Source organism: Blautia sp. NSJ-140 (assembly GCF_022868965.1).
Taxonomy (GTDB): domain Bacteria; phylum Bacillota; class Clostridia; order Lachnospirales; family Lachnospiraceae; genus Blautia_A.
Map to the genome: position 1 here is coordinate 483,417 of NZ_JALIFS010000001.1, position 21,981 is coordinate 505,397.

The following is a 21,981-nucleotide window of genomic DNA, read 5'->3' on the forward strand; positions in this document are numbered from 1 at the left end:
CGAAAGAAAACATCTACATTTTTTACCGGAAAGGAAAACATCATGAACGAGACAAAAGAGGAAAAAACAAGACATTTATTCTGGCCGGCGCTGCTGCTCCTGCTTCTTCTGCTGGCACCAGTCCACATGGTCCGTGTGCAGGCAGCCTCTGACCAGAGTACAGTTGAGCTGAAACTCAGCCAGGGTATCCGCCGCTATGACTATGCTTACCAGGTCCTTGATCTGGTAAATCAGGAGCGTGCCAAAAAGAACCGGAATCCTGTCACTATGGATAAGAACCTTCTGGAATGCGCCATGACCAGAGCAGAAGAACTGACCGTTTACGCCAGTCATACCCGTCCCAATGGTTCCATCTGTTTTTCAGCCTTTCCTTATTTTGAGGATCCAAGTGAAAATCTTGCGATCAACCAGGGAACTCCTGAAGAAGTTATGGAATCATGGATCGAATCTTCCGGACATTACACGAACATCATGAATTCCAAAAATGTTTCTGCCGGAATCGGCTGCTACTCACAGAACGGTCATCTCTACTGGATCCAGTGCTTTTCTTCTCACGCAGCAGAAACCTGCACACAGCCTGCCAACCAGAATGTCTCCCCTGTTCTTTCCGTGCTTCCACGCCTAATGAACATCCATTTTAATGTATCTTCTCCTGTAAAATTCACAGAAGAACAGAAGACTCTGACCATTTATGCAACCTGTAACGGATTCAGCTATATGAGTTCCAGCCTCGACCCGTCTTCTTTTACATGGTCAACAGGTGATCCATCTGTTGCTACTGTGGATCAGAGTGGTGTGATCCGGCTGAAAAGTAAAGGAAACACAACAGTTACCGCAACACTGAAATCCTGCCCTGACAAAATACTGACTGCAGATCTCAATGCCTACTATGATCTGGAAGATTCCAAAGAAACATCCCTGACCTATACAGGTTCCTGGAAGTATACCGGAAAGCCTATTACTTTTTCCCCTGTACTTAAGTTTCATGACCGCACACTGACTGAGGGAAAAGATTACACTCTGTCTTTCTCCAACAATCAAAACAGCGGTGTGGGAACTTTCACGATCACAGGTCTTGGCCTTTATTCCGGAACTCTGACGAATAATTTCGGTATCTGGCAGATCAATCTCTCTCAGGCAGAGGTTACTTTTTCCCAGTCCTCCTATCTGTATACCGGAACTCCACTGACCCCGAAGCCAACCGTCACATGGAATGGTATAACCCTGACAGAAAATGTAGATTATACACTCTCCTGGCATAACAATGCCCAACAGGGAAACGCTTATGTTACTGTCTCCGGTAAGGGAAATTTCACCGGTGAAACAAATAAATCTTTCTACATCGATCTTACCCCGATCACAGAAGCTGAGATCGGTGATATCCCGGATTATGAATATGCTCCTGGCAAAGAATTCAAGCCGGAGCCAACGGTCACATTAAATGGTGTTACTTTAAAGAAAGATGTTGATTATACCCTTTCTTATTTTGATAACACCATGGCAAGTTCCAGAACCAACAGACCTCGTGTCCATATAACCGGTATCGGCATTTACAGAAGCGGTTTTTCCAAATACTTCACCATCAATCCACTGAAGCTCTCCGGCGAGACGATCGAACTTCCGGATACTAATTGTGGAAATGGATCTGTAACCACTTTCCTGCGGAATCATCTTGTGATCACCTATAATGGCGTACAGCTGACCTCCGACGATTACTCGATCACTTCCCTGCGCTGTTCTGCCGGCAATGAAATCCTTGGTTTTTCTATTTCCTACAAGCAGAATTATTCCGGAACGAGGCAGATGACATCTGTAAAACGCTGTGATCTTTCGGACATTCCGGAACAGATTTTCAGTGGTAATGCAGTAACGCCGAAACCGACTGTAAAATACGGCTCTGCTACACTTCAGGAAGGTACCGATTATGTCCTTTCCTGGGCGGATAACACAAAGACTGGTACCGGATCTGTAACTGTCACCGGAATCAATAAATATTTTGCAAGCCAGACCCTGACCTTTAAAATATCCGCTCCGGCACCGACAGTTACGCCAACTCCGAAACCAACTGCTACTCCAACTCCGAAACCAACCAACACTCCAACTCCAAAACCAACCAGCACTCCGGCTCCGAAACCTTCCGGTACTCCGGCTCCGGCGGTTGTGAAATTAACAGCGCCGGCAATCAAGGCTTCCACATCCTGGAACAGCTGTACACTCCGCTGGAACCGTATAAACAATGCCCGGAGCTATATTCTCTACAGAAAAACAAATTCCGGAAAATACGCAAAGATCAAAACTTTAAACGCAAATACTACTTCATACAAAGACACAAAGATCACTATCGGAAATAAGTATTCTTACGTGATCCGTGCAAGCCGAAAAACATCCTCCGGTTATATCTACAGTCCAACTTCCAAAGCAGTGACCGTGAAACCGAATCTGCTCCGTCCGTCCACAAAGCTTAAAACCCTCAAAGGAAAACAGATACTTTCCTGGAAAAAAGTTCCCGGAGCAACCGGCTATGTCCTCTATCAGAAAAAAGAAAACGGCTCCTTCAAAAAAGTAAAAACCGTTTCCGCCAGAAACTTAAATTATACGTTTAAAACATCAAAGAACACCACATACAGTTACAGAGTAGTTCCATACCGTACTATAAACAGAAAAGCAAAGACAGGACCTGCAAGTGCGGTAAAAACCGGAAAAGCAAGATAACAGCGGATAAGCGGGCAGTCAGGCCAGGCAAATGGTCGAACCAGTCATCCGCATTCAGCAAAAAAGGATGATGCGCAAGCACAATACGCATCATCCTTTTTTCAATTCTTTTCTTCTCCCTCTTCATAGGATTTTTCCCAAATCTCGGAAAATACTGCCAGCGGACAGTCTGTCAGCAGGCACATCAGAAGAAAGCACTCATATGGGTTCACTATGTAGATCTCACTCATTTCACAGCGGGCCAGGATTTCCTGGATCTCCTCCAGAAAATGGCGGTATCTTGTATACGGATCATCATCTGCCATCTCCTGAGAGATCACAAAAAACTCCAGCGTGATCAGATCGAACCGCTCCACCGGAAATTTATGGTTCAGGATATTGTTGATCCTCTGGCGGCTGAAGCGCTTCTGGCTGAAATGTTTTGCCAGAATGGATGCGGACATCTTTTTGAGATTTCCCATTTTATTAATAGGAATCCCGCTGCAGATAACCTTTTCCAGATCCGAAGCACTGATATTCTCAGGCTTCCAGATCTTTTTGCCACCGTTTTCTTCCTCATCTTCCTGATACATGGCTGCAATGATCTTCTTTGCCCGCTCCAGAAGGATCATAAATTCCTGAAAAGCCTGGCTCTTCTCTGATTTCGGATCATCATGTCTTCCTTTCAGAAAAGCCAGATATTCCAGAAGCTTTTCTTCACTGTCCAGACAAAGCCCTGTGCCATACACGATCTCTCCGGTCTTTTTTTCCACCGGAGTCATCTGTTTGTAGGTTTCTTTATATTCCTCAGCTTTATAATAGCCAAGATGATTCCGATAGCAATACCAGTAGATCACTTCTTCCGGATTATGAAAATCAAAATCCTGCTCACGAAGCACCCGGGTCAGAAAATCTGAAACATCCTCTGTACTCATCCGAAGTCCGAACCCCAGAAGAAAAACTGTTTCACGCTTCACAGATGCCTGAGTCAGCCAGTTATTCACCAGAGAACTCAGTTTGGCTGATGTAGGTGACATGGATTTCGGTGTGTAGGTTTCCTTGAAGGATTCCACAACGATCTCCCTGTAGACTTCCTGCGGCACCTGGGAAAAAGGCTCCTCAAGCTCTGCACGCTCATACACATATCGTTTCAGATAGTCACCAAAGGAAACCAGTTCCATCTCCTTGTAAAGATAATGAAAAATAACATCTGCATCCTCATCTTCAAAGGAATCCAGACTGACAACCTGGCGGAACTTCTGTGCCGCCTTTCTTGTAAATTCAAAGTCCTTCACTGAATCGAAGGCAACTGTCTGTTCAAAATCAAGATCCTGCATTCGATTTCTCATCACAAATTTTCTCCTTATCCCTTTTCTTACTCCCCGGGTTTATTACCGTCCGGTACTGTGGCGTTCTGCCCAGCGTTTGAGAAGATTTTTTTCTTCATAGCCGCTGATCTGTGCAAGGACCAGTGTCACATTATCTCTGCCGCCTCTTTCCAATGCCTGTTCCAGGATCTTACCTACTTTTTCTTCTGCGGTTTCTGTCCCGTCAAGGATATTCTGAAGCTCCTGATCAGAAAGCATGTCTGTCACTCCATCTGAACAGATCAGATACGAGCTCCCCGGCTGATAACCGATCTCCACGATAGAAGGCTCCAGTGCCATGTTTTCTTCCTGGAAGCCCAGATACTGCGTCAGCGGGGCTTTTCCCAGCATTTTTCCACCGATCACATGGTCCGTGGAAATCTGCTGGAGCTTCCCCTGAAAATGACGGTAGATACGGCTATCTCCAAGGTTGCAGGCATAGATCGCCTTTTCACTGAAAGACAAAAGTGCCATGGTTGTTCCCATGCTTCTGATACAGTTTTCATTGCTGTAGCGACATACTGCCTCATTCATATTTTCGCAGGCTCCTGTCAGAAAAACCACAGGCTCTTTTTTCAGGGTCTTTTTGTTTTCTTCATAGAAGCCTCCCAGCGCTTCCACAGCTGCAGAAGCTGCCATTTCACCGCAGCTTTCTCCGCCCATGCCGTCAAAAACGGCCAGCATTGGAAGCTGCCAGTGCTGTGTATGACCTGCCAGGATCCCGTCAACCCCCTGGTTGTGCACCGGCAGACGCACTCCGCAGCACCAGAAATTATCCTCATTATTTGTCCTCACCTTTCCGGTGTGACATGTATACGCATAATCAATCTGATAGGCCATTCTTTTTCCTTTCGTAAAACCCCTTCGACATTACTGCTGAAGCTCCACTACAGAATTACTCCAGTATTTGTCTCCCAGTTCTACATATTTGTCGTTATCGCTCTCTTTATCATGAACCCTGCCATCTGCATCGATCCATCGGATCAGAAGGCCGTCCTGATAATAAAAATACTGCTTCTCATCTCCGTCCCATACATAAGTATAAAACATCTGCTCGCCCCAGTAAAAATATTCCTCATAAACGCCATCTGCGGAACTGCCGGGATATACAAGTACTTTGGCAATCTCTCCTGATCCGTTATAAAAGCGCAGACAATCCCCCTCTGTACCTTCACGTCTATAACTGTCCAGAGCATTTTCTATGGTTGTCGCATGGTCACGTATCGTTTCCATTGCCTGCGCGAAGCTTTTATCCGAATTGTCTGCAGTACCGAAATTTCCTTTATTCAGAGCATCAGAATCATCAGAATCTGTATACGAAGGCTCTCCATTATCCGCAGGTTTCCGTATCGTTCGTACCGCAAGGATCCCGCCGATCAGCACAACAAGGATCCCGGCAGTTATGAGCATTCTGAAAATACCTTTCCGCCTCTTTCTGTCATCGGTTTTTCCGCCATTCTCTGGCACGGATTCCTCCCACTCCTGGAGATTCTGGTCACGGTCGTCTTCCAGATCTGTGATAGAGGTAACTCTGGGCTTTACAGCTCCGGTTTTTCTTGTACCGGGCTCTGACTGAAGGGAACGTCCTGACGGATAACCGGACCGGCTATCTTTTTCAGATACTGCTTTTTCGGATGCAGATTTCTGAGGCTTCTGCATTGTGCTCTGAGCCTTTGGCGTATTCCGGGCTGCATTTTTTACTATTTCTCCGGCTATCGGTTTCTCCGGCTGTACGGATGCCGGCGCAGGATTTCTACGTGCCTGACGGATCGCATTCGTATTCAGCTGACTTGTTCTTGCCAGCTGTCTGGCGGCACCCTCCTGGAGAAACTTCGGCATGGACTCCGGAACAGGTCTTTCCTCCACTGGTTTCTGTTTCTCATGAACTCCCTGTTCTCTGTTTGCCGCTCCATACCGGATTTCTTCCAGTGCTTCCCGAAACTTATCAGGAGTCTGATATCGTTCTTTTGCATCATAGGCACAGGCTTTTAAGATAACGGAGCCGAAAGCCTCTCCTGCATCCACAGGTGGTGGCGGTGTTTCGCCTGACATTCTCCTCGTGAGTGCGTTTTCCTTATCTCTGTATGTGATCAGCTGTTTTTCAAGATTCAGAAACGGAAGTCTGTTATGATTCATCAGTTTATATAACACCAGGCCAAGTGCATAAATGTCCACTCTGCTGTCGTACTGTTCTCCCCTGTACATCTCCGGCGCCATATAAGAATAAGTTCCCTTTTTGGAAAGGGTGCTCATGGTTTTTTCCAGTTCTCTGGCGATTCCAAAGTCCCCCAGCTTGAAATCCCCAAACCTGGATACAAAGATATTCTCCGGTTTGATATCTCTGTGAATGATGTGAAGCTGCCCGCAGTATTCCAGTGCTTTACAAAGGTCAATGCCAAGCTTCATCACTTCTTTTTCTGTGAGATTTTTTCCCGCATAATACTCCATGAAGCTTGTGAGATATTCCATGCGGATAAAAATATCCCATCCGATCTCGTCCAGATATTCCATCACCTTGTAATCTTCTACAGATACAATATGGGAATTTCCCCGGAAATACTCCATGGTGCTTACTTCCTGAATGCACTCCTCCACCAGATTTTCAAAATAACCGCGGACAGATTTTTCATCACCGGATTCTGAGCGCACACTGTCCAGCTCCCCTTTACTGGCGGGGATTGTGATTATCTTAATTGCCGAGTAAAAAGAACGTCCCTTCTCAGTTCTCTGAGCTTTATACACTCTTCCAAAAGAGCCTTCCCCGATCTTGCTTACGATCTTCCATTCCGGCCACGGGGAAATTGGCAGTTCCTTGTCCATCGCAATCCCTCCTCTCTCAGAAAATCCCTGCTTATAAACAGAAATCTCCCTCCGGATTTCCGGGGGGAGATTTATTTATATTAGCAAGGTATATCGACTTATTCTTCTACCGGTGCAGTTTCCTCTGCTGTCTCTTCAACAGCAATGGTCTCTTCCGCCGGAGCAGTCTCAGTCTTCTCTTCCTCTACGGAAATTTCCTCTGTATCCTCAGGCTCCTCGGAAGCTGTTTTTACTTCCGGCATTCCTGTGTCAAGACTGATCTCACTGTAACGCTTCATACCTGTACCTGCAGGAATCAGCTTACCGATGATAACGTTCTCTTTCAGACCGATCAGCGGATCGACCTTACCTTTGATAGCAGCCTCTGTCAGGACTTTTGTTGTTTCCTGGAAGGATGCTGCTGACAGGAAAGAGTTTGTAGCAAGGGATGCCTTGGTAATACCAAGCATAACCTGTTTGCCCTCTGCCGGCTGTTTGCCCTCTGCCTCAAGTTTCTCGTTAACTTCCTCAACATCAAGGACATCAACAAGTGTTCCTGGCAGGAACTCTGTATCTCCGTTATCCTCGATACGGATCTTCTTCAGCATCTGATGAACGATAACCTCGATATGCTTATCGTTGATCTCAACACCCTGCAGACGATATACACGCTGAACCTCACGGATCATGTAATCCTGAACTGCACGCACACCCTTGATTCTCAGGATATCATGCGGATTTACACTACCTTCTGTCAGCTCATCACCGGCCTCAAGAACCTGTCCATCAAGGACTTTGATACGAGAACCGTATGGGATCAGGTAAGTCTTGGAATCGCCTGTCTCCGGATCGTTTACGATGATCTCACGTTTCTTCTTAGTGTCGTTGATCGTGGCAACACCTGGGATCTCTGTGATGATCGCAAGACCCTTCGGCTTTCTTGCCTCGAAAAGCTCCTCGACACGAGGAAGACCCTGTGTGATATCTCCACCGGCAACACCACCGGTATGGAAAGTACGCATGGTCAGCTGTGTACCTGGCTCACCGATAGACTGTGCTGCGATGATACCAACAGACTCACCAACCTGTACCGGCTCACCGGTAGCCATGTTCGCACCATAACATTTTGCGCAGACACCAACCTTGCACTTACAGGAAAGGATGGTACGGATCTTCAGTTTGTCGATCGGTCCGCCTGTCTGGTTGCTTACGCCCTCTTTCATGATACGGGCTGCACGCTTCGGTGTGATCATGTGGTTTGCTTTAACAAGGATTTCTCCGTCTTTATTCTTAACTGTCTCACAGGAGAAACGTCCTGTGATACGCTCCTGAAGACTCTCGATCTCTTCTTTTCCGTCCATGAATCCACGAACGACCATACCGGAGATCTCTGCTCTGTTCTCACAGCAGTCCGCCTCACGAACGATCAGATCCTGAGATACGTCAACAAGTCGTCTTGTCAGGTATCCGGAATCGGCTGTACGAAGAGCGGTATCAGAAAGACCTTTACGAGCTCCATGAGCAGACATGAAGTACTCCAGTACGTCAAGACCTTCACGGAAGTTTGACTTGATCGGGAGCTCAATGGTATGACCGGTTGTATCAGCCATCAGTCCTCGCATTCCGGCAAGCTGTTTGATCTGCTTATCGGAACCACGGGCTCCGGAGTCAGCCATCATGAAGATGTTGTTGTACTTATCAAGACCTGTAAGAAGTGCCTTTGTAAGCTCATCATCGGTCTTCTTCCAGGTATCAACAACCTCTTTGTAGCGCTCTTCTTCTGTGATAAGACCACGTTTGTAGTTCTTTGTGATACGGTCAACAGTATCCTGAGCCTGCTTGATCATCTCCGGCTTCTGCGGCGGCACGGTCATATCGGAAATAGATACGGTCATGGCTGCACGTGTGGAGTATTTGTAACCCATAGCCTTAACGGAGTCAAGCACCTCGGCTGTCTTTGTTGCACCGTGAGTATTGATAACCTTTTCAAGGATCTGCTTCAGCTGTTTCTTACCTACAAGGAAATCAACCTCAAGAAGCAGTTCGTTTCCAGGTACGCTTCTGTCTACGAATCCAAGATCCTGCGGAAGGATCTCGTTAAACAGGAAACGTCCCAGTGTAGAATGAACATTGCCGCTTAAAACAGTTCCGTCCGGCATTGTCTTATGGCAATGAACAATGATCTTTGTCTGGAGTGTGATGACCTTGTTCTCATATGCAAGAATTGCCTCGTTGACACTCTTGAAGAACTTGCCCTCACCCTTGTTTCCAGGTCTCTCCTGTGTCAGGTAGTAGATACCAAGGACCATATCCTGTGAAGGAACGGCTACAGGACCACCATCTGACGGTTTCAGAAGGTTGTTCGGTGATAACAGAAGGAAACGGCACTCTGCCTGCGCTTCCTGGGAAAGCGGAAGATGTACGGCCATCTGGTCACCATCGAAGTCAGCGTTGAACGCTGTACAAACAAGCGGATGAAGCTTGATCGCCTTACCTTCTACAAGGATCGGCTCGAACGCCTGGATACCCAGACGATGCAGTGTAGGTGCACGGTTCAGCATAACCGGATGCTCCTTAATGACGTCCTCAAGGACATCCCATACTGCAGGCTCAAGCTTCTCTACCATTTTCTTGGCATTCTTGATGTTGTGGGAAGTTCCGTTGGCAACAAGCTCTTTCATAACGAAAGGTTTGAACAGCTCGATAGCCATCTCTTTCGGAAGACCACACTGATAGATCTTCAGCTCAGGTCCTACGACGATTACAGAACGTCCGGAGTAGTCAACTCGTTTACCAAGAAGGTTCTGACGGAAACGTCCGGATTTACCTTTCAGCATATCGGAAAGGGATTTCAGAGCTCTGTTTCCAGGGCCTGTTACAGGACGTCCACGGCGTCCGTTATCGATCAGGGCATCTACAGCCTCCTGCAGCATACGCTTCTCGTTGCGGACAATGATATCCGGAGCACCAAGCTCCAGAAGTCTTTTCAGACGGTTGTTTCTGTTGATGATCCTTCTGTAAAGATCATTCAGGTCAGATGTTGCAAAACGTCCTCCGTCCAGCTGTACCATAGGACGAAGATCCGGCGGGATAACCGGGATAACGGTCATGATCATCCACTCAGGACGGTTGCCGGACTCACGGAAGGACTCCACAACTTCAAGACGTTTGATGATCCTTGCACGTTTCTGGCCTGTTGCGTCCACAAGCTCTGCCTTCAGTTCTTCGGAATCCTTTTCAAGATCGATAGCCTGAAGGAGCTCCATGATGGACTCGGCACCCATACCTACACGGAATCCTTCTCCGTAAGACTCACGTGCTTCCTGGTACTCACGCTCGGTGAGTACCTGTTTGTACATAAGTCCGGAATCTGCAGGATCCAGAACGATATAGTTAGCAAAGTAAAGCACTTTCTCCAGTGTTCTCGGAGAAATATCAAGGATCAGACCCATACGGGACGGAATTCCTTTAAAGTACCAGATATGAGACACCGGAGCTGCAAGCTCGATGTGTCCCATACGCTCTCTACGAACGGCAGATTTGGTTACTTCAACACCGCATCTGTCGCAGACAACGCCTTTATAGCGAATTTTTTTGTACTTTCCACAGTGGCACTCCCAGTCCTTGCTCGGTCCGAAAATTCTTTCACAGAAAAGACCATCCTTCTCAGGCTTCAAGGTTCTGTAGTTGATCGTTTCAGGTTTTAAAACCTCACCGTGTGACCACTCTCTGATCTTCTCAGGGGACGCCAGTCCGATCTTGATGGCATCGAAAGTCATTGGCTGATATGTTTCATTGGCGTTGGTTGTTTCTGCCATGTATTCTTTCCCCTTTCTTATTCCTCATCATCAAAGGACTCTTCAAACTCGATCATATCATCTTCGTCTTCCATGTCCTCATCTTCTTCTACATTGACAAGCTCTTCTCCGCTGAACTCCTGCTTGGTATAGCCGTGTTTACCGAAGGACTCCTCATCTCTGCGTCCTCTGGAATCGCCCTCGATGACATGACGAAGATCAGTATCTCCGTAATCAGAGGTTTCCATAATGTGTACCTCTGATCCGTCCTCGCTGAGCACACGTACATCCAGACCAAGAGACTGAAGCTCTTTAAGAAGTACCTTAAAGGACTCAGGAATACCTGGCTCAGGAATGTTGTCACCTTTGATGATTGCTTCATAGGTCTTAACACGTCCGATCACATCATCAGACTTCACTGTCAGGATCTCCTGCAGTGTGTAGGAAGCACCATATGCCTCCAGTGCCCAAACCTCCATCTCTCCGAAACGCTGGCCACCGAACTGAGCTTTACCACCCAGAGGCTGCTGTGTTACCAGGGAGTATGGACCTGTGGAACGTGCGTGGATCTTATCGTCTACCAGATGATGCAGTTTCAGGTAATGCATATGACCGATTGTTACAGGGCTGTCGAAGTACTCGCCTGTTCGTCCGTCACGAAGTCTTACCTTACCGTCTCTGGAGATCGGAACGCCCTTCCAGAGTGCTCTGTGAGCTTTATTCTCATCGAGATACTGCATAACGTCCGGTGCAAGGATGTCTTTATATTTCTCACGGAATTCCTCAAAGTCTTCCGTATTAACGTAATCGTTGGCAAGCTCCAGAGTATCCTGGATATCAACCTCGTTTGCGCCATCGAATACAGGTGTTGCAATATTAAAGCCAAGTGCTTTGGCAGCAAGGCTCAGGTGGATCTCCAGGACCTGTCCGATGTTCATTCGGGAAGGTACACCCAGAGGATTCAGCACGATATCAAGAGGACGTCCGTTTGGAAGGAATGGCATATCCTCAACCGGAAGTACACGGGAAACGACACCCTTGTTACCATGACGACCAGCCATCTTATCACCAACGGAGATCTTTCTCTTCTGTGCAATATAAATACGTACTGCCTGATTTACTCCAGGGCTCAGCTCATCGCCGTTCTCTCTTGTAAATACCTTGGCATCTACGATAATACCATACTCACCGTGCGGTACCTTAAGGGAAGTATCACGTACCTCTCTTGCCTTCTCACCGAAGATAGCACGCAGGAGACGCTCCTCAGCAGTAAGCTCAGTCTCTCCCTTAGGAGTAACCTTACCGACAAGGATATCACCGGCACGTACCTCAGCACCGATACGGATGATACCACGCTCATCCAGATCCTTCAGAGCGTCATCGCCGACACCCGGAACGTCACGTGTGATCTCTTCCGGTCCCAGCTTGGTATCACGGGACTCTGCCTCATATTCTTCAATATGGACAGATGTATAAACATCATTCTGTACAAGTTTCTCACTGAGCAGAACAGCATCCTCGTAGTTATAACCCTCCCAGGTCATAAATCCGATCAGCGGGTTCTTACCAAGCGCAAGCTCACCATTGGATGTAGACGGGCCATCAGCGATAACCTGTCCTGCCTCAACATGCTCACCCTGGAACACGATCGGTCTCTGGTTGTAGCAGTTGCTCTGGTTGCTTCGCATAAATTTAGTCAGATGATAATCATCTTTTGTTCCGTCATCGTTCTTGATAGAGATATCTGTAGATGTGGAACGAAGTACTGTACCTGCTTTTCTTGCAACAACGCATACACCGGAGTCAACGGCTGTCTTGGTCTCCATACCAGTACCAACAACCGGAGCCTCTGTTGTAAGAAGCGGAACGGCCTGACGCTGCATGTTTGATCCCATCAGCGCACGGTTCGCATCATCGTTCTGCAGGAACGGAATCAGGGCTGTAGCAACAGAGAATACCATTCGTGGAGATACGTCCATGTAATCGAACATATGCTGCTCGTACTCCTGTGTCTCCTCACGGTAACGACCGGAAACGTTCTTATGAAGGAAATGTCCCTCTTCGTCCAGCGGCTCATTCGCCTGTGCTACATGGTAATTATCTTCCTCATCCGCTGTCATGTATACAACCTCATCAGTTACACGCGGGTTGGAAGGATCTGTTTTGTCGATCTTTCTGTATGGAGCCTCTACGAAGCCGTACTGATTGATCCTTGCATAAGATGCAAGAGAGTTGATAAGACCGATATTCGGTCCCTCAGGAGTCTCGATCGGGCACATTCTTCCATAGTGGGAATAATGTACGTCTCGAACCTCGAATCCGGCTCTGTCTCGTGACAGACCGCCAGGTCCCAGTGCGGAAAGTCTTCTCTTGTGAGTCAGCTCTCCAAGCGGGTTGTTCTGATCCATGAACTGTGACAGCTGAGATGATCCGAAGAACTCCTTAACTGCTGCAGTTACGGGTTTGATATTGATCAGGGACTGCGGAGAGATACTCTCTGTGTCCTGTGTTGTCATTCTCTCACGTACCACACGCTCAAGTCTGGAAAGACCGATGCGGTACTGATTCTGAAGCAGCTCACCGACAGCACGGATACGACGGTTGCCCAGGTGGTCGATATCATCATCGTTACCAAGGCCATACTCCAGATGCATATTATAGTTAATGGACGCAAGGATATCCTCCTTGGTGATGTGTTTCGGGATCAGGTCGTGGATATCACGTTTGATCGCATCACATCTGTCCTCAAATGTGTCATTTTCTTCCAGAATTTTTTCGAGTACCGGGTAGTATACTAATTCTGTAACACCCAGGGACTTCGGATTCTCAAGCTCCGGCAGATAGTGACGGATATCAACCATAAGGCTGGAAAGGACTTTGATCTCTCTCTCCTCACCCTGGATCCATACGTACGGAACTGCGGAATTCTGTAATGTATCAGCAAGCTCTTTTGTAACAAGTGTCTCAGCCTCAGCAAGGATCTCACCTGTTGTTGTATCTACAACATCCTGGGAAAGCTTGTGGCCTACGATACGTTTATTAAAATGAAGCTTCTTATTAAATTTATAACGTCCGACTTTGGCAAGGTCATATCTTCTCGGATCGAAGAACATTGCCATGATCAGGCTCTCTGCGCTCTCTACTGCAAGCGGCTCGCCCGGGCGGATCTTCTTATACAGCTCAAGGAGACCTTCCTGATAGTTTGTGGAGGTATCCTTTGTAAAGCTGGCAAGGATCTTTGGCTCTTCACCAAACAGATCAATGATCTCAGCATTGGTTCCAATGCCCAGTGCACGGATCAGAACAGTGATCGGAACCTTTCTTGTTCTGTCTACACGTACATAAAATACATCATTTGAATCTGTCTCGTACTCCAGCCATGCACCTCTGTTTGGAATTACAGTACTGGAAAACAGTCTCTTACCAAGCTTATCATGAGCGATCGCGTAGTAGATTCCAGGGGAACGTACTAACTGGCTGACAATAACACGCTCAGCACCATTGATAACAAAGGTACCCGTAGCTGTCATCAGCGGTAAATCTCCCATGAAAATCTCGTGTTCGTTGATCTCTTCTGTTTCCTTATTGATCAGCCTTACTCGAACCTTCAAAGGTGCGGCATAAGTCACGTCACGTTCTTTACACTGCTCGATGGAATATTTTGCATCTTTTTCATCGTATGTGAAATCGATGAATTCCAGACTGAGCTTTCCGCCGTAATCTGCAATCGGAGAAATATCATCAAATACTTCTTTTAAACCTTCGTCAAGAAACCACTGGTAGGAATCTTTCTGAACTTCGATCAGGTTTGGCATTTCCAGGACTTCTTTTTGTCTCTGGTAGCTCATACGCATGCTTTTTCCAGTTTTTACAGAACGAATTCTGTTTTTTTCCATTGACGTTTCACCCCTGTTTTTTTATTATTTATTACAACATGATCCCGCCTGACCTTTAGGCAGGCATATCTAGCCATAATATAGCATCCTCCACTTTAACATAAGAAAAAAAGTGTGTCAAGCACTTTTTTTGATTTTTTTACATTTTTCCCAAAAAAAGCTTCTGTTCCTTTTGTACATACGATGTACAGAACAGAAGCTTCTTATTTATCTCACTTTATCCGTTACCGTTACTGCGTTGCCGTATCTGTCTTTTGACACAAGCTTCAGTACGGTATTCTTTTTCTGTTTTTTTATTTTAATAGTGAAACGGCTGTTTTTGTCCACTGCAGCCCCTCCAAGTCTTGCAGTTTTTCCGGAACGGACGGTGTATGCGGTAACTGTTCTGCTACCAGCTGCCTTTCCGGTTATAGCCGTGCTCTTTTCCGTAACCTTCTGCGCGGACGGTCTGTTGATGCTGCTCCAGCCTTTGCAGTCCTTTGCATACAGTGCCTGTGCTTTTCCGTTTCCGTTGAAGGAATTGGATTTCATGGCAGTGATGACGGAATTATATGCATAAACGCCATTTCCTTTGTTTTTGTACATGCGGTTTCCGGAAATCTCCGAATCTTTGGCTTTCCAGATCATGAGACCACTTTTTACATTTGAGTAAAAGCTGTTATTTTTTACCCGAATACTTCCTGTGGTATATTCGATCTTTGCTCCGTGGTCTTTGTTTAAAGCGCATGTATTCCCGAGAATGCTGATGTTTCCTCCGGATCTGACCCGGATTCCGGATCCTCCGGCTGATTTCACCGTATTTTTCTCCGCAGTGGAAGCCGCGTTTACTGACTGCAGATATATTCCGTCTCCGCCTGCAGCCGAAACTCCGTTGTCACTGACAAGATTCTTCTCTCCGGAGCCTTTGGCATATCTCGCTTCATTAATATAGATTCCCGCATTGGCAGTTCCCGAAACCGTGTTTCCGGTGATCACCGTTCCTCTGGCATCCTTCGCATAAATACCCAGATTGGAATATGCAGAAGTTTTTTTCATTTTTATCTGGTTTCCGGTTACTGTGTCCGTATCTGCAAGAGAAATACTGACTCCGTTTCCGTATCCCGAGATCTCATTATCTTCCACCGTTACACCTTTTACCGGATACATCCCTTTTGGAATGGCACCCTCTGCCTTCATCTCGTAGCCTTCTATATGAACACCGCTGCAGACCCATGCCACTCCGCCGATGCTGGAGGTTTTTGCAAGGCTGATATAGTTGCCGGCGATCCGGATGTCTCTGTCCTTCTGGGTATCCGGTCCGCCTTCATAGCCCTGGGTCTGATGAACATTTTTGCTTGCGGATATAACATCCACACCCATTCCCACATTTACCATGGTGTTGTTCTCTGCAACAGCATCTTCATAATTCATAAATTCTATGCAGCGTTTTTTTATATTATGGAAGGTATTGTTGGTAACCGTGATCCGCTTATAGGTTTCTCCGGACATCATGCTGTGAGTTCCCACCCCGGAAAAAACATCTGAAAATACATTTCCATCAACAACAAAATCCTCGCAGGTAGTTCCATCGTAAGGCCGGTACTGTGGAAAAACATTCGTCTCATCTGTACAGCAGTCGATCTGGATGCACTCCTGACCGCCGCCTACGTAATTTTTGTAATAACCGCTGAAGGTGCAGCCTGTGATCCTGGCATTTTTCACACCGCCAAATTCCAGAAAATGAGACTTCAGATTATTAAGGAATGTAGCATTTTTGATGGTAACATTTCTGGCATGGCCAATGCAGAAGCCGACAAAACCGCCCGGTGCATCCTTGTCCGCCACGCACTGGTAATTATAATCCCAGGTTCCTCCATCAATAACAATATTCTGGTATCCGTCATATCCGCCCTGGGAATCCTTTGTGTTTCCAAGACGCAGGATCAGATGCTTGGTCGCAGAGGTTTTTGTGATGACCGCACCCCTTGCATACAGATACATATTGCTGTACATACAGAGGGTTCCTGTCAGCTGGTAATTTCCCGGCGGGATAATAATCTTATAGGGTGTTTCCTCTGTGGCCTTATCCTTCAGCTGAAGAAACAGAGTATTCAGCGGAGCTGTAATGTCCTGGCCATCTTCCACAGCAAGCGTTTCCTCCTGATATGTTCCAAGGTCACCCTGGGAAGCCTCCCCTGCGGAAAAGTCCTCCTGGTCATAGAAGTCCTCCGTTTCTTCTGAGGATGCACCGGCAGAAACCTCCGTCTCCTCTCCTGCTTCCATCTGAAGCTCCACAGAAGTCTCCTCGGTCTCATCCGAAAAAACTTCCGCAGCACCGGCAGATTCGTCAGCTGTTTCTCCATCTGCCTCCGTGTCCGTCATTTCCGAAGCACTGTTTTCTTCTGTGTCAGCAGTCTCCGCTTTCTCTTCCGTTTCCGGTTCCGGCGTCACAGATACGGCAGACTCTGCCCCGGCAGCTTCCATATCTGTCTCTGCCGCTTCCGATTCCGGCGCAGCAGACAGGACAGGCTCCTCCACAACTTCCTCTTCTTCCGAAGCTCCGTCAGAAAAATCATTCCGGGCATCAAAAACTGCCGCTGTCTCGTCGCCTTCCTCCTTCACCCAGGAAGCCTGCGATGCAGGAACTACATTTCCGTTATCCAGAACCAGCGGATCCGGATCCTGGGCAGGCATCTCTTCCTCTTCTTCCAGCTGCTCCTGGGCATCCATGGCACTGGCCTGTTCCTGTATCGCAGTCAGCGGATCTGCAGCTTTTACGGAAGATACCGTATTTTTAGAGGAAACTGTCTGCGTCGCTGCCGCCGGAACAGGAATTCCGGTCATTCCAAGCACGCCTGCCAGAAAACAGGCTGCAATCTTTCTTTTCATATTCCAATCTCACTTTCTGTTATGCTTCATCACCAGCTGCAAGTTCTATCAGGTATGGCAAAAAGGCTGCTGCGCCGCCGGTAAACCGGCAGTCACAACAGCCTTTAAAACTTCTGATCTGATTGGATTATTTAAGTGTAACCTTAGCTCCCTCAGCCTCGAGTTTAGTTTTGATGTCCTCAGCCTCAGCTTTGGATGCGCCCTCTTTAACAACCTTCGGAGCACCATCAACGATAGCTTTAGCCTCTTTAAGTCCAAGACCTGTAACCTCACGAACAACTTTGATAACTTTAACTTTGTTAGCGCCAACCTCTGTAAGCTCTACGTCAAACTCATCTTTCTCCTCAGCTGCCTCGCCTGCTGCACCTGCTGCTGCTACAACAACACCTGCTGCTGCGGAAACACCGAACTCTTCCTCACAAGCTTTTACAAGGTCATTTAACTCTAATACAGATAATTCTTTGATTGCTGCAATAAATTCTTCTGTTGTTAATTTTGCCATTTTAATTTCCCTCCATTTATAAATTTTAATTAATAATCATGCGGTCATTATGCCGCCAATTGCACGTTGCTGGGATTACTCAGCAGCTGCTGCGTCAGCTCCGCCGTTCTGCTCTGCGATCTGATTAAGCACACGAGCGAAGTTTGCGATCGGAGACTGCATACTTCCAAGCAGTTTTCCAAGAAGTTCCTCTCTTGAAGGAATTGTGGACAGTGCCTGAATTCCGGCCTGATCATTGTAGTTACCTTCAACTACACCTGCGATCAGCTCCAGTGCCGGGAACTGTTTTGCATATTTAGCAAGGATTCTTGCCGGAGCAGTTGCGTCTGTTTCGGAGATAGCGATCGCATTTGTGCCATGTAAATGATCACTGAGGCTCTCAAATGCTGTACCCTCGAATGCACGACGCATCATGGTATTCTTGTATACCTTGTACTGAACACCAGCTTCTCTTAACTCTTTACGAAGAATTGTATCCTGCTCAACTGTAAGACCGCTGTAGTTTACAAGTACAACAGACTCAGCGTTCTTAATGCTGTTAGAAATCTCTTCTACGATTGGTTGTTTCAGTTCTACTTTTGCCATGAAATGGTACACCTCCTTATAGATTTTGTATACCGCCGTCGCAATAAGTCAATCTGTTTAAAAAAAGACCTTACTGCTTCGCAATAAGGCCTTGTGTAATCTTAACTCAGAATACTTGGACCTCGGTAGGCGTTTTAATCCTTATGCCTTACGGCACCTACTGTCTTCGGCAGCGTTCTTAGGTACAATACCATAACAGTGCCGGGTGTGTCAAGTATTTTTTTGAGTTTTTGAAAAAATTATTTTGTTCCGAAAATTCTGTCACCGGCATCACCAAGTCCCGGGCAGATATAAGCATTCTCATTGAGTTCTCTGTCAAGGGAGCCGCAGTAGATCTGTACATCCGGATGCGCCTCATGGAGACGTTTCAATCCCTCCGGAGCTGCGATGATACACATAAACTTGATATTCTTTCCGCCCTGTTTCTTGACAAAATCAATGGCAGCCTCGGCAGAACCGCCGGTTGCAAGCATCGGATCAACGATCACTGAAATACGCTCGTCAATAGATTCCGGAAGCTTACAGTAATACTCATGGGGCTCATGTGTTACCGGATCACGGTAAAGTCCCACATGTCCGACCTTTGCAGACGGCACCAGTGTGAGAATGCTGTTTACCATTCCAAGTCCTGCACGGAGGACCGGGATCACTGCCAGCTTCTTGCCTGAGATCATCGGTGTCTTACAGGTTTCTATCGGTGTCTCGATTTCCACTTCCTCTGTAGGAAGATCACGAAGTGCCTCATATCCCATCAGGATTCCGATCTCCTCCACCAGCTTACGGAACTCGTTTGTTCCTGTGCTTTTGTCACGGAGCATTGAAATTTTGTGTTTGATCAGCGGGTGATCCATAATATAAACATTTTCCATTTTTTCCATCGTGATTTCCTCTCTTTGTCTGTGTTTTTTTGTAAAGCGAACATTCTCATCCCATTCTGCTTTAGTTACTGAGAATGGAGTGAACAGTAACCAGTAACCTGCTTTATACCCAAGAACGTAATCCTTTCGCTTTTCTGTATTCATCCTTCTACATTATAATATATATGACACTTTTTCAAAAGGGGTAAAACTATTTTCCCTGATGTTCCAAAACCTGATTGATAGCATAAGCCACACCAAACTCATTGTTGCTCTTTGTGATGTATTTTGCTGCCTTTTTGATCTCCGGAACTGCGTTTTCCATTGCAACGGTTGCGCCGAAATCCATAGAGATCATGGAATAATCATTAAGACTGTCACCAAGAACCATTACCTCATCCATGGTATATCCCAGAGCTTCAATATATTCTTTCAGAACGGGACCTTTCTGTGCCTCCACTGCTGTAACCTCCTGATTATATATAAAAGAAGAAGCTACCGCAACAGCCGGATTTTCTCTCAGCTCATCTCCGAGTTTCTCCAGCTGCTCCACATCTGCCGCAAAAATGAAGATCTTATATACCGGCGCACCGCTGCTTTCCAGAGAACGGATATCGGAAATCCCTTTCGTATTTCCGGCGATCCTGCGGTACTGCGGCGACTTCCGGACGATTTCCTCACTGGTATCTATGTCCATATTAAAAAGGCGAATCTGCTGAATGATCCCGTCTTCAATCTCCTTCTTTGTTCCAATACGGTAATCGTAGCGATCCGTAAAAAATGCCACAGATACCGGGTATTTTTTTGCCGTATTGTAGACCTCATCACACAGTTCAATAGAAATCGGTGTTCTCTTTACAACCTCCTGCTGCGGATTCCGTACTTCAGCACCACTGCTCACCACATAATCACAGGTCAACTCTGTTCCCTTCAGTTCCTCCATGGCACCGGGGAAATTCCGGCCGGTGGCAACCATAAAACGGATTCCTGCATCGCAGGCACGCCTGATCGCCGCAAGGGTTTCCGGCGCGATCCTGTGGTCATCACCAAGAAGTGTGCCGTCCATATCACTTGCAATTACTTTTATCATAAAAAATTTCTCCTTTTATCTGTAAAAAATCCGGTCAATCATTCAGATCCATATCATCCATAGCAAATATGTTCTTTTTTCGGAGAAATTATATCTTATATTATTGCAAAATACAATGATTTTTACGACAGGCATATGCCTTTCTGATTTCAGAAATACATGGTATAATGAGATTTCATAAATCTGTCTGATGTCGGTCAGGCAGATATTCGCAATCCGCGTTGCTACTTGATTCGGTTAAATGAATAACCCCATCCACATATACTACATAAATTTGCATCAAATAAATGCTCTTCAGTCAGGCCAGTCAATCAGAAAGCAGGAGAATATTATGTCAACTTATTTTTTTCATTCCAAAAGAAGCCGCTCGCATTCCCGTTTCTTCTATTTAATATTGTGCACAGTTCTTGTCTGTCCAATGCTCCTTTTCACAGGCTGCGGAAATATCACTGATGCAGATACATCCACCACCGGAAATCAGCCCATCAGTATCAGCAGTATCAAATTGAATACAGCTGTACAGATCACAATTTATGATTCTCAGGATAAAGCTCTCCTGGATGACTGTCTGGCACTGTGCGATAAATATGAGCTGATCTTCAGCCGGACAAATGAGAAAAGCGAGCTTTATAAATTAAATCACCGCAAAGATGTATCTGATGGAGATTTCAGTACCGACGGGCAGACTACTCCATATCCGGTCAGCGGCACAGCAGACACCTGGCATATATCTGAAGACCTTGCCGCTCTGCTTTCCGAAGGACTCGATATCACCAGAGAGTCTGACGGAGCCTTTGACATCGCCATTGCGCCTTTGACCTCTCTCTGGGATTTCACAGCGGAAGACCCGGAGGTTCCGGATGATGCAGCTATTCAGAAAGCGCTCCCTCTGTGCAGCTCTGATGGCGTTACCATTGACGGTGAGGATATCACGCTTCCCTCTGATGATATCCAGTTCGATGTCGGCGCCATTGCCAAGGGCTATATCGCAGACCGCCTGAAAGATTTTCTGATAAAAAAAGGTGTAAAAAGTGCCATCATCAACCTTGGCGGCAACGTCCTCTGCATCGGTTCAAAGCCCGACGGTACTCCCTTCAAGATCGGTATCCAGAAGCCTTTTGCGGACCGCAATGAAACAGAGGCTGTTATGGATATCACCGGAAAATCCGTTGTATCCTCCGGAATTTATGAGAGGTGCTTTAAGCAGGACGGTAAATTATATCATCATATCCTGAATCCCCAAACCGGCTATCCTTATGATAACGGCCTGATCTCTGTGACGATCATCTCCGACCAGTCTGTGGACGGCGATGCCTTAAGCACCACCTGTTTCGCCCTTGGCCTGGAGGACGGGCTGAAATTTGCAGAGAAAAAAGGCGTGCAGGCTGTATTTATCACAGAGGATTATGAGCTGCATTATACGGACGGATTCCGGGATGAGATCAGGGTCACTGATGTGGAATCCTGAACCATGAAATCTTTTTCAGCAACAACCAAAAACATTCCAGATAGACCATATTTGTCACATA

Annotated in this window: 12 protein-coding genes and 1 other annotated feature; of the genes, 2 read left to right on the top strand and 10 right to left on the bottom strand. The window is 46.6% G+C overall.

The window, feature by feature from the left end; all coding sequences use genetic code 11:
• The first annotated feature begins 42 nt into the window (after positions 1-42).
• Entirely contained in the window at positions 43-2,712 is a 2,670-nt protein-coding gene (locus MUB50_RS02165; RefSeq protein WP_244789857.1) for a CAP domain-containing protein, read from the top strand.
• A gap of 101 nt (positions 2,713-2,813) precedes the next feature.
• Here MUB50_RS02165 and MUB50_RS02170 read toward each other — a convergent pair whose 3' ends face one another.
• The 10 genes from MUB50_RS02170 to MUB50_RS02215 all read right to left on the bottom strand — a co-directional run bounded on the left by MUB50_RS02170 (position 2,814) and on the right by MUB50_RS02215 (position 20,452).
• Positions 2,814-4,040, bottom strand: a complete 1,227-nt coding sequence (locus MUB50_RS02170) for a hypothetical protein (RefSeq protein ID WP_118512716.1) — start codon at positions 4,038-4,040, stop codon at positions 2,814-2,816.
• Between the two features lie 42 nt (positions 4,041-4,082).
• Positions 4,083-4,898 (bottom strand): PP2C family protein-serine/threonine phosphatase, encoded by an 816-nt coding sequence (locus MUB50_RS02175; protein WP_118512717.1) that lies wholly within the window; start codon positions 4,896-4,898, stop codon positions 4,083-4,085.
• Positions 4,899-4,928: 30 nt separating this feature from the next.
• A complete protein-coding gene (locus MUB50_RS02180; RefSeq protein ID WP_244789855.1) occupies positions 4,929-6,878 on the bottom strand; it encodes a serine/threonine protein kinase in 1,950 nt (649 codons plus the stop codon).
• A 98-nt stretch (positions 6,879-6,976) separates the two neighbouring features.
• On the bottom strand, positions 6,977-10,675 hold the full coding sequence (gene rpoC, locus MUB50_RS02185; RefSeq protein ID WP_244789853.1) for a DNA-directed RNA polymerase subunit beta': 3,699 nt from the start codon (positions 10,673-10,675) through the stop codon (positions 6,977-6,979).
• Between the two features lie 17 nt (positions 10,676-10,692).
• A complete protein-coding gene (rpoB, locus tag MUB50_RS02190; RefSeq protein ID WP_244789851.1) occupies positions 10,693-14,550 on the bottom strand; it encodes a DNA-directed RNA polymerase subunit beta in 3,858 nt (1,285 codons plus the stop codon).
• A gap of 207 nt (positions 14,551-14,757) precedes the next feature.
• Complete coding sequence (locus MUB50_RS02195) at positions 14,758-17,418, bottom strand: right-handed parallel beta-helix repeat-containing protein (RefSeq protein WP_244789849.1); 2,661 nt, start codon at positions 17,416-17,418, stop codon at positions 14,758-14,760.
• A gap of 127 nt (positions 17,419-17,545) precedes the next feature.
• Positions 17,546-17,920: a 50S ribosomal protein L7/L12 gene (gene rplL, locus MUB50_RS02200; RefSeq protein WP_015526302.1), complete on the bottom strand. Its 375-nt coding sequence runs from the start codon at positions 17,918-17,920 to the stop codon at positions 17,546-17,548.
• A 75-nt stretch (positions 17,921-17,995) separates the two neighbouring features.
• Positions 17,996-18,505 (bottom strand): 50S ribosomal protein L10, encoded by a 510-nt coding sequence (gene rplJ / locus MUB50_RS02205; protein WP_118512722.1) that lies wholly within the window; start codon positions 18,503-18,505, stop codon positions 17,996-17,998.
• Between the two features lie 51 nt (positions 18,506-18,556).
• Positions 18,557-18,693, bottom strand: a sequence feature (ribosomal protein L10 leader region).
• A 51-nt stretch (positions 18,694-18,744) separates the two neighbouring features.
• Positions 18,745-19,374, bottom strand: coding sequence for a uracil phosphoribosyltransferase (gene upp, locus MUB50_RS02210; RefSeq protein WP_118623620.1), 630 nt, complete (start codon positions 19,372-19,374; stop codon positions 18,745-18,747).
• Between the two features lie 199 nt (positions 19,375-19,573).
• Positions 19,574-20,452: a Cof-type HAD-IIB family hydrolase gene (locus MUB50_RS02215; RefSeq protein WP_118623184.1), complete on the bottom strand. Its 879-nt coding sequence runs from the start codon at positions 20,450-20,452 to the stop codon at positions 19,574-19,576.
• 331 nt (positions 20,453-20,783) lie between these two features.
• On the opposite strand from MUB50_RS02215, the gene MUB50_RS02220 reads away from it, so the two are divergent.
• Positions 20,784-21,920: an FAD:protein FMN transferase gene (locus tag MUB50_RS02220; RefSeq protein WP_244789847.1), complete on the top strand. Its 1,137-nt coding sequence runs from the start codon at positions 20,784-20,786 to the stop codon at positions 21,918-21,920.
• Positions 21,921-21,981: the final 61 nt, after the last annotated feature.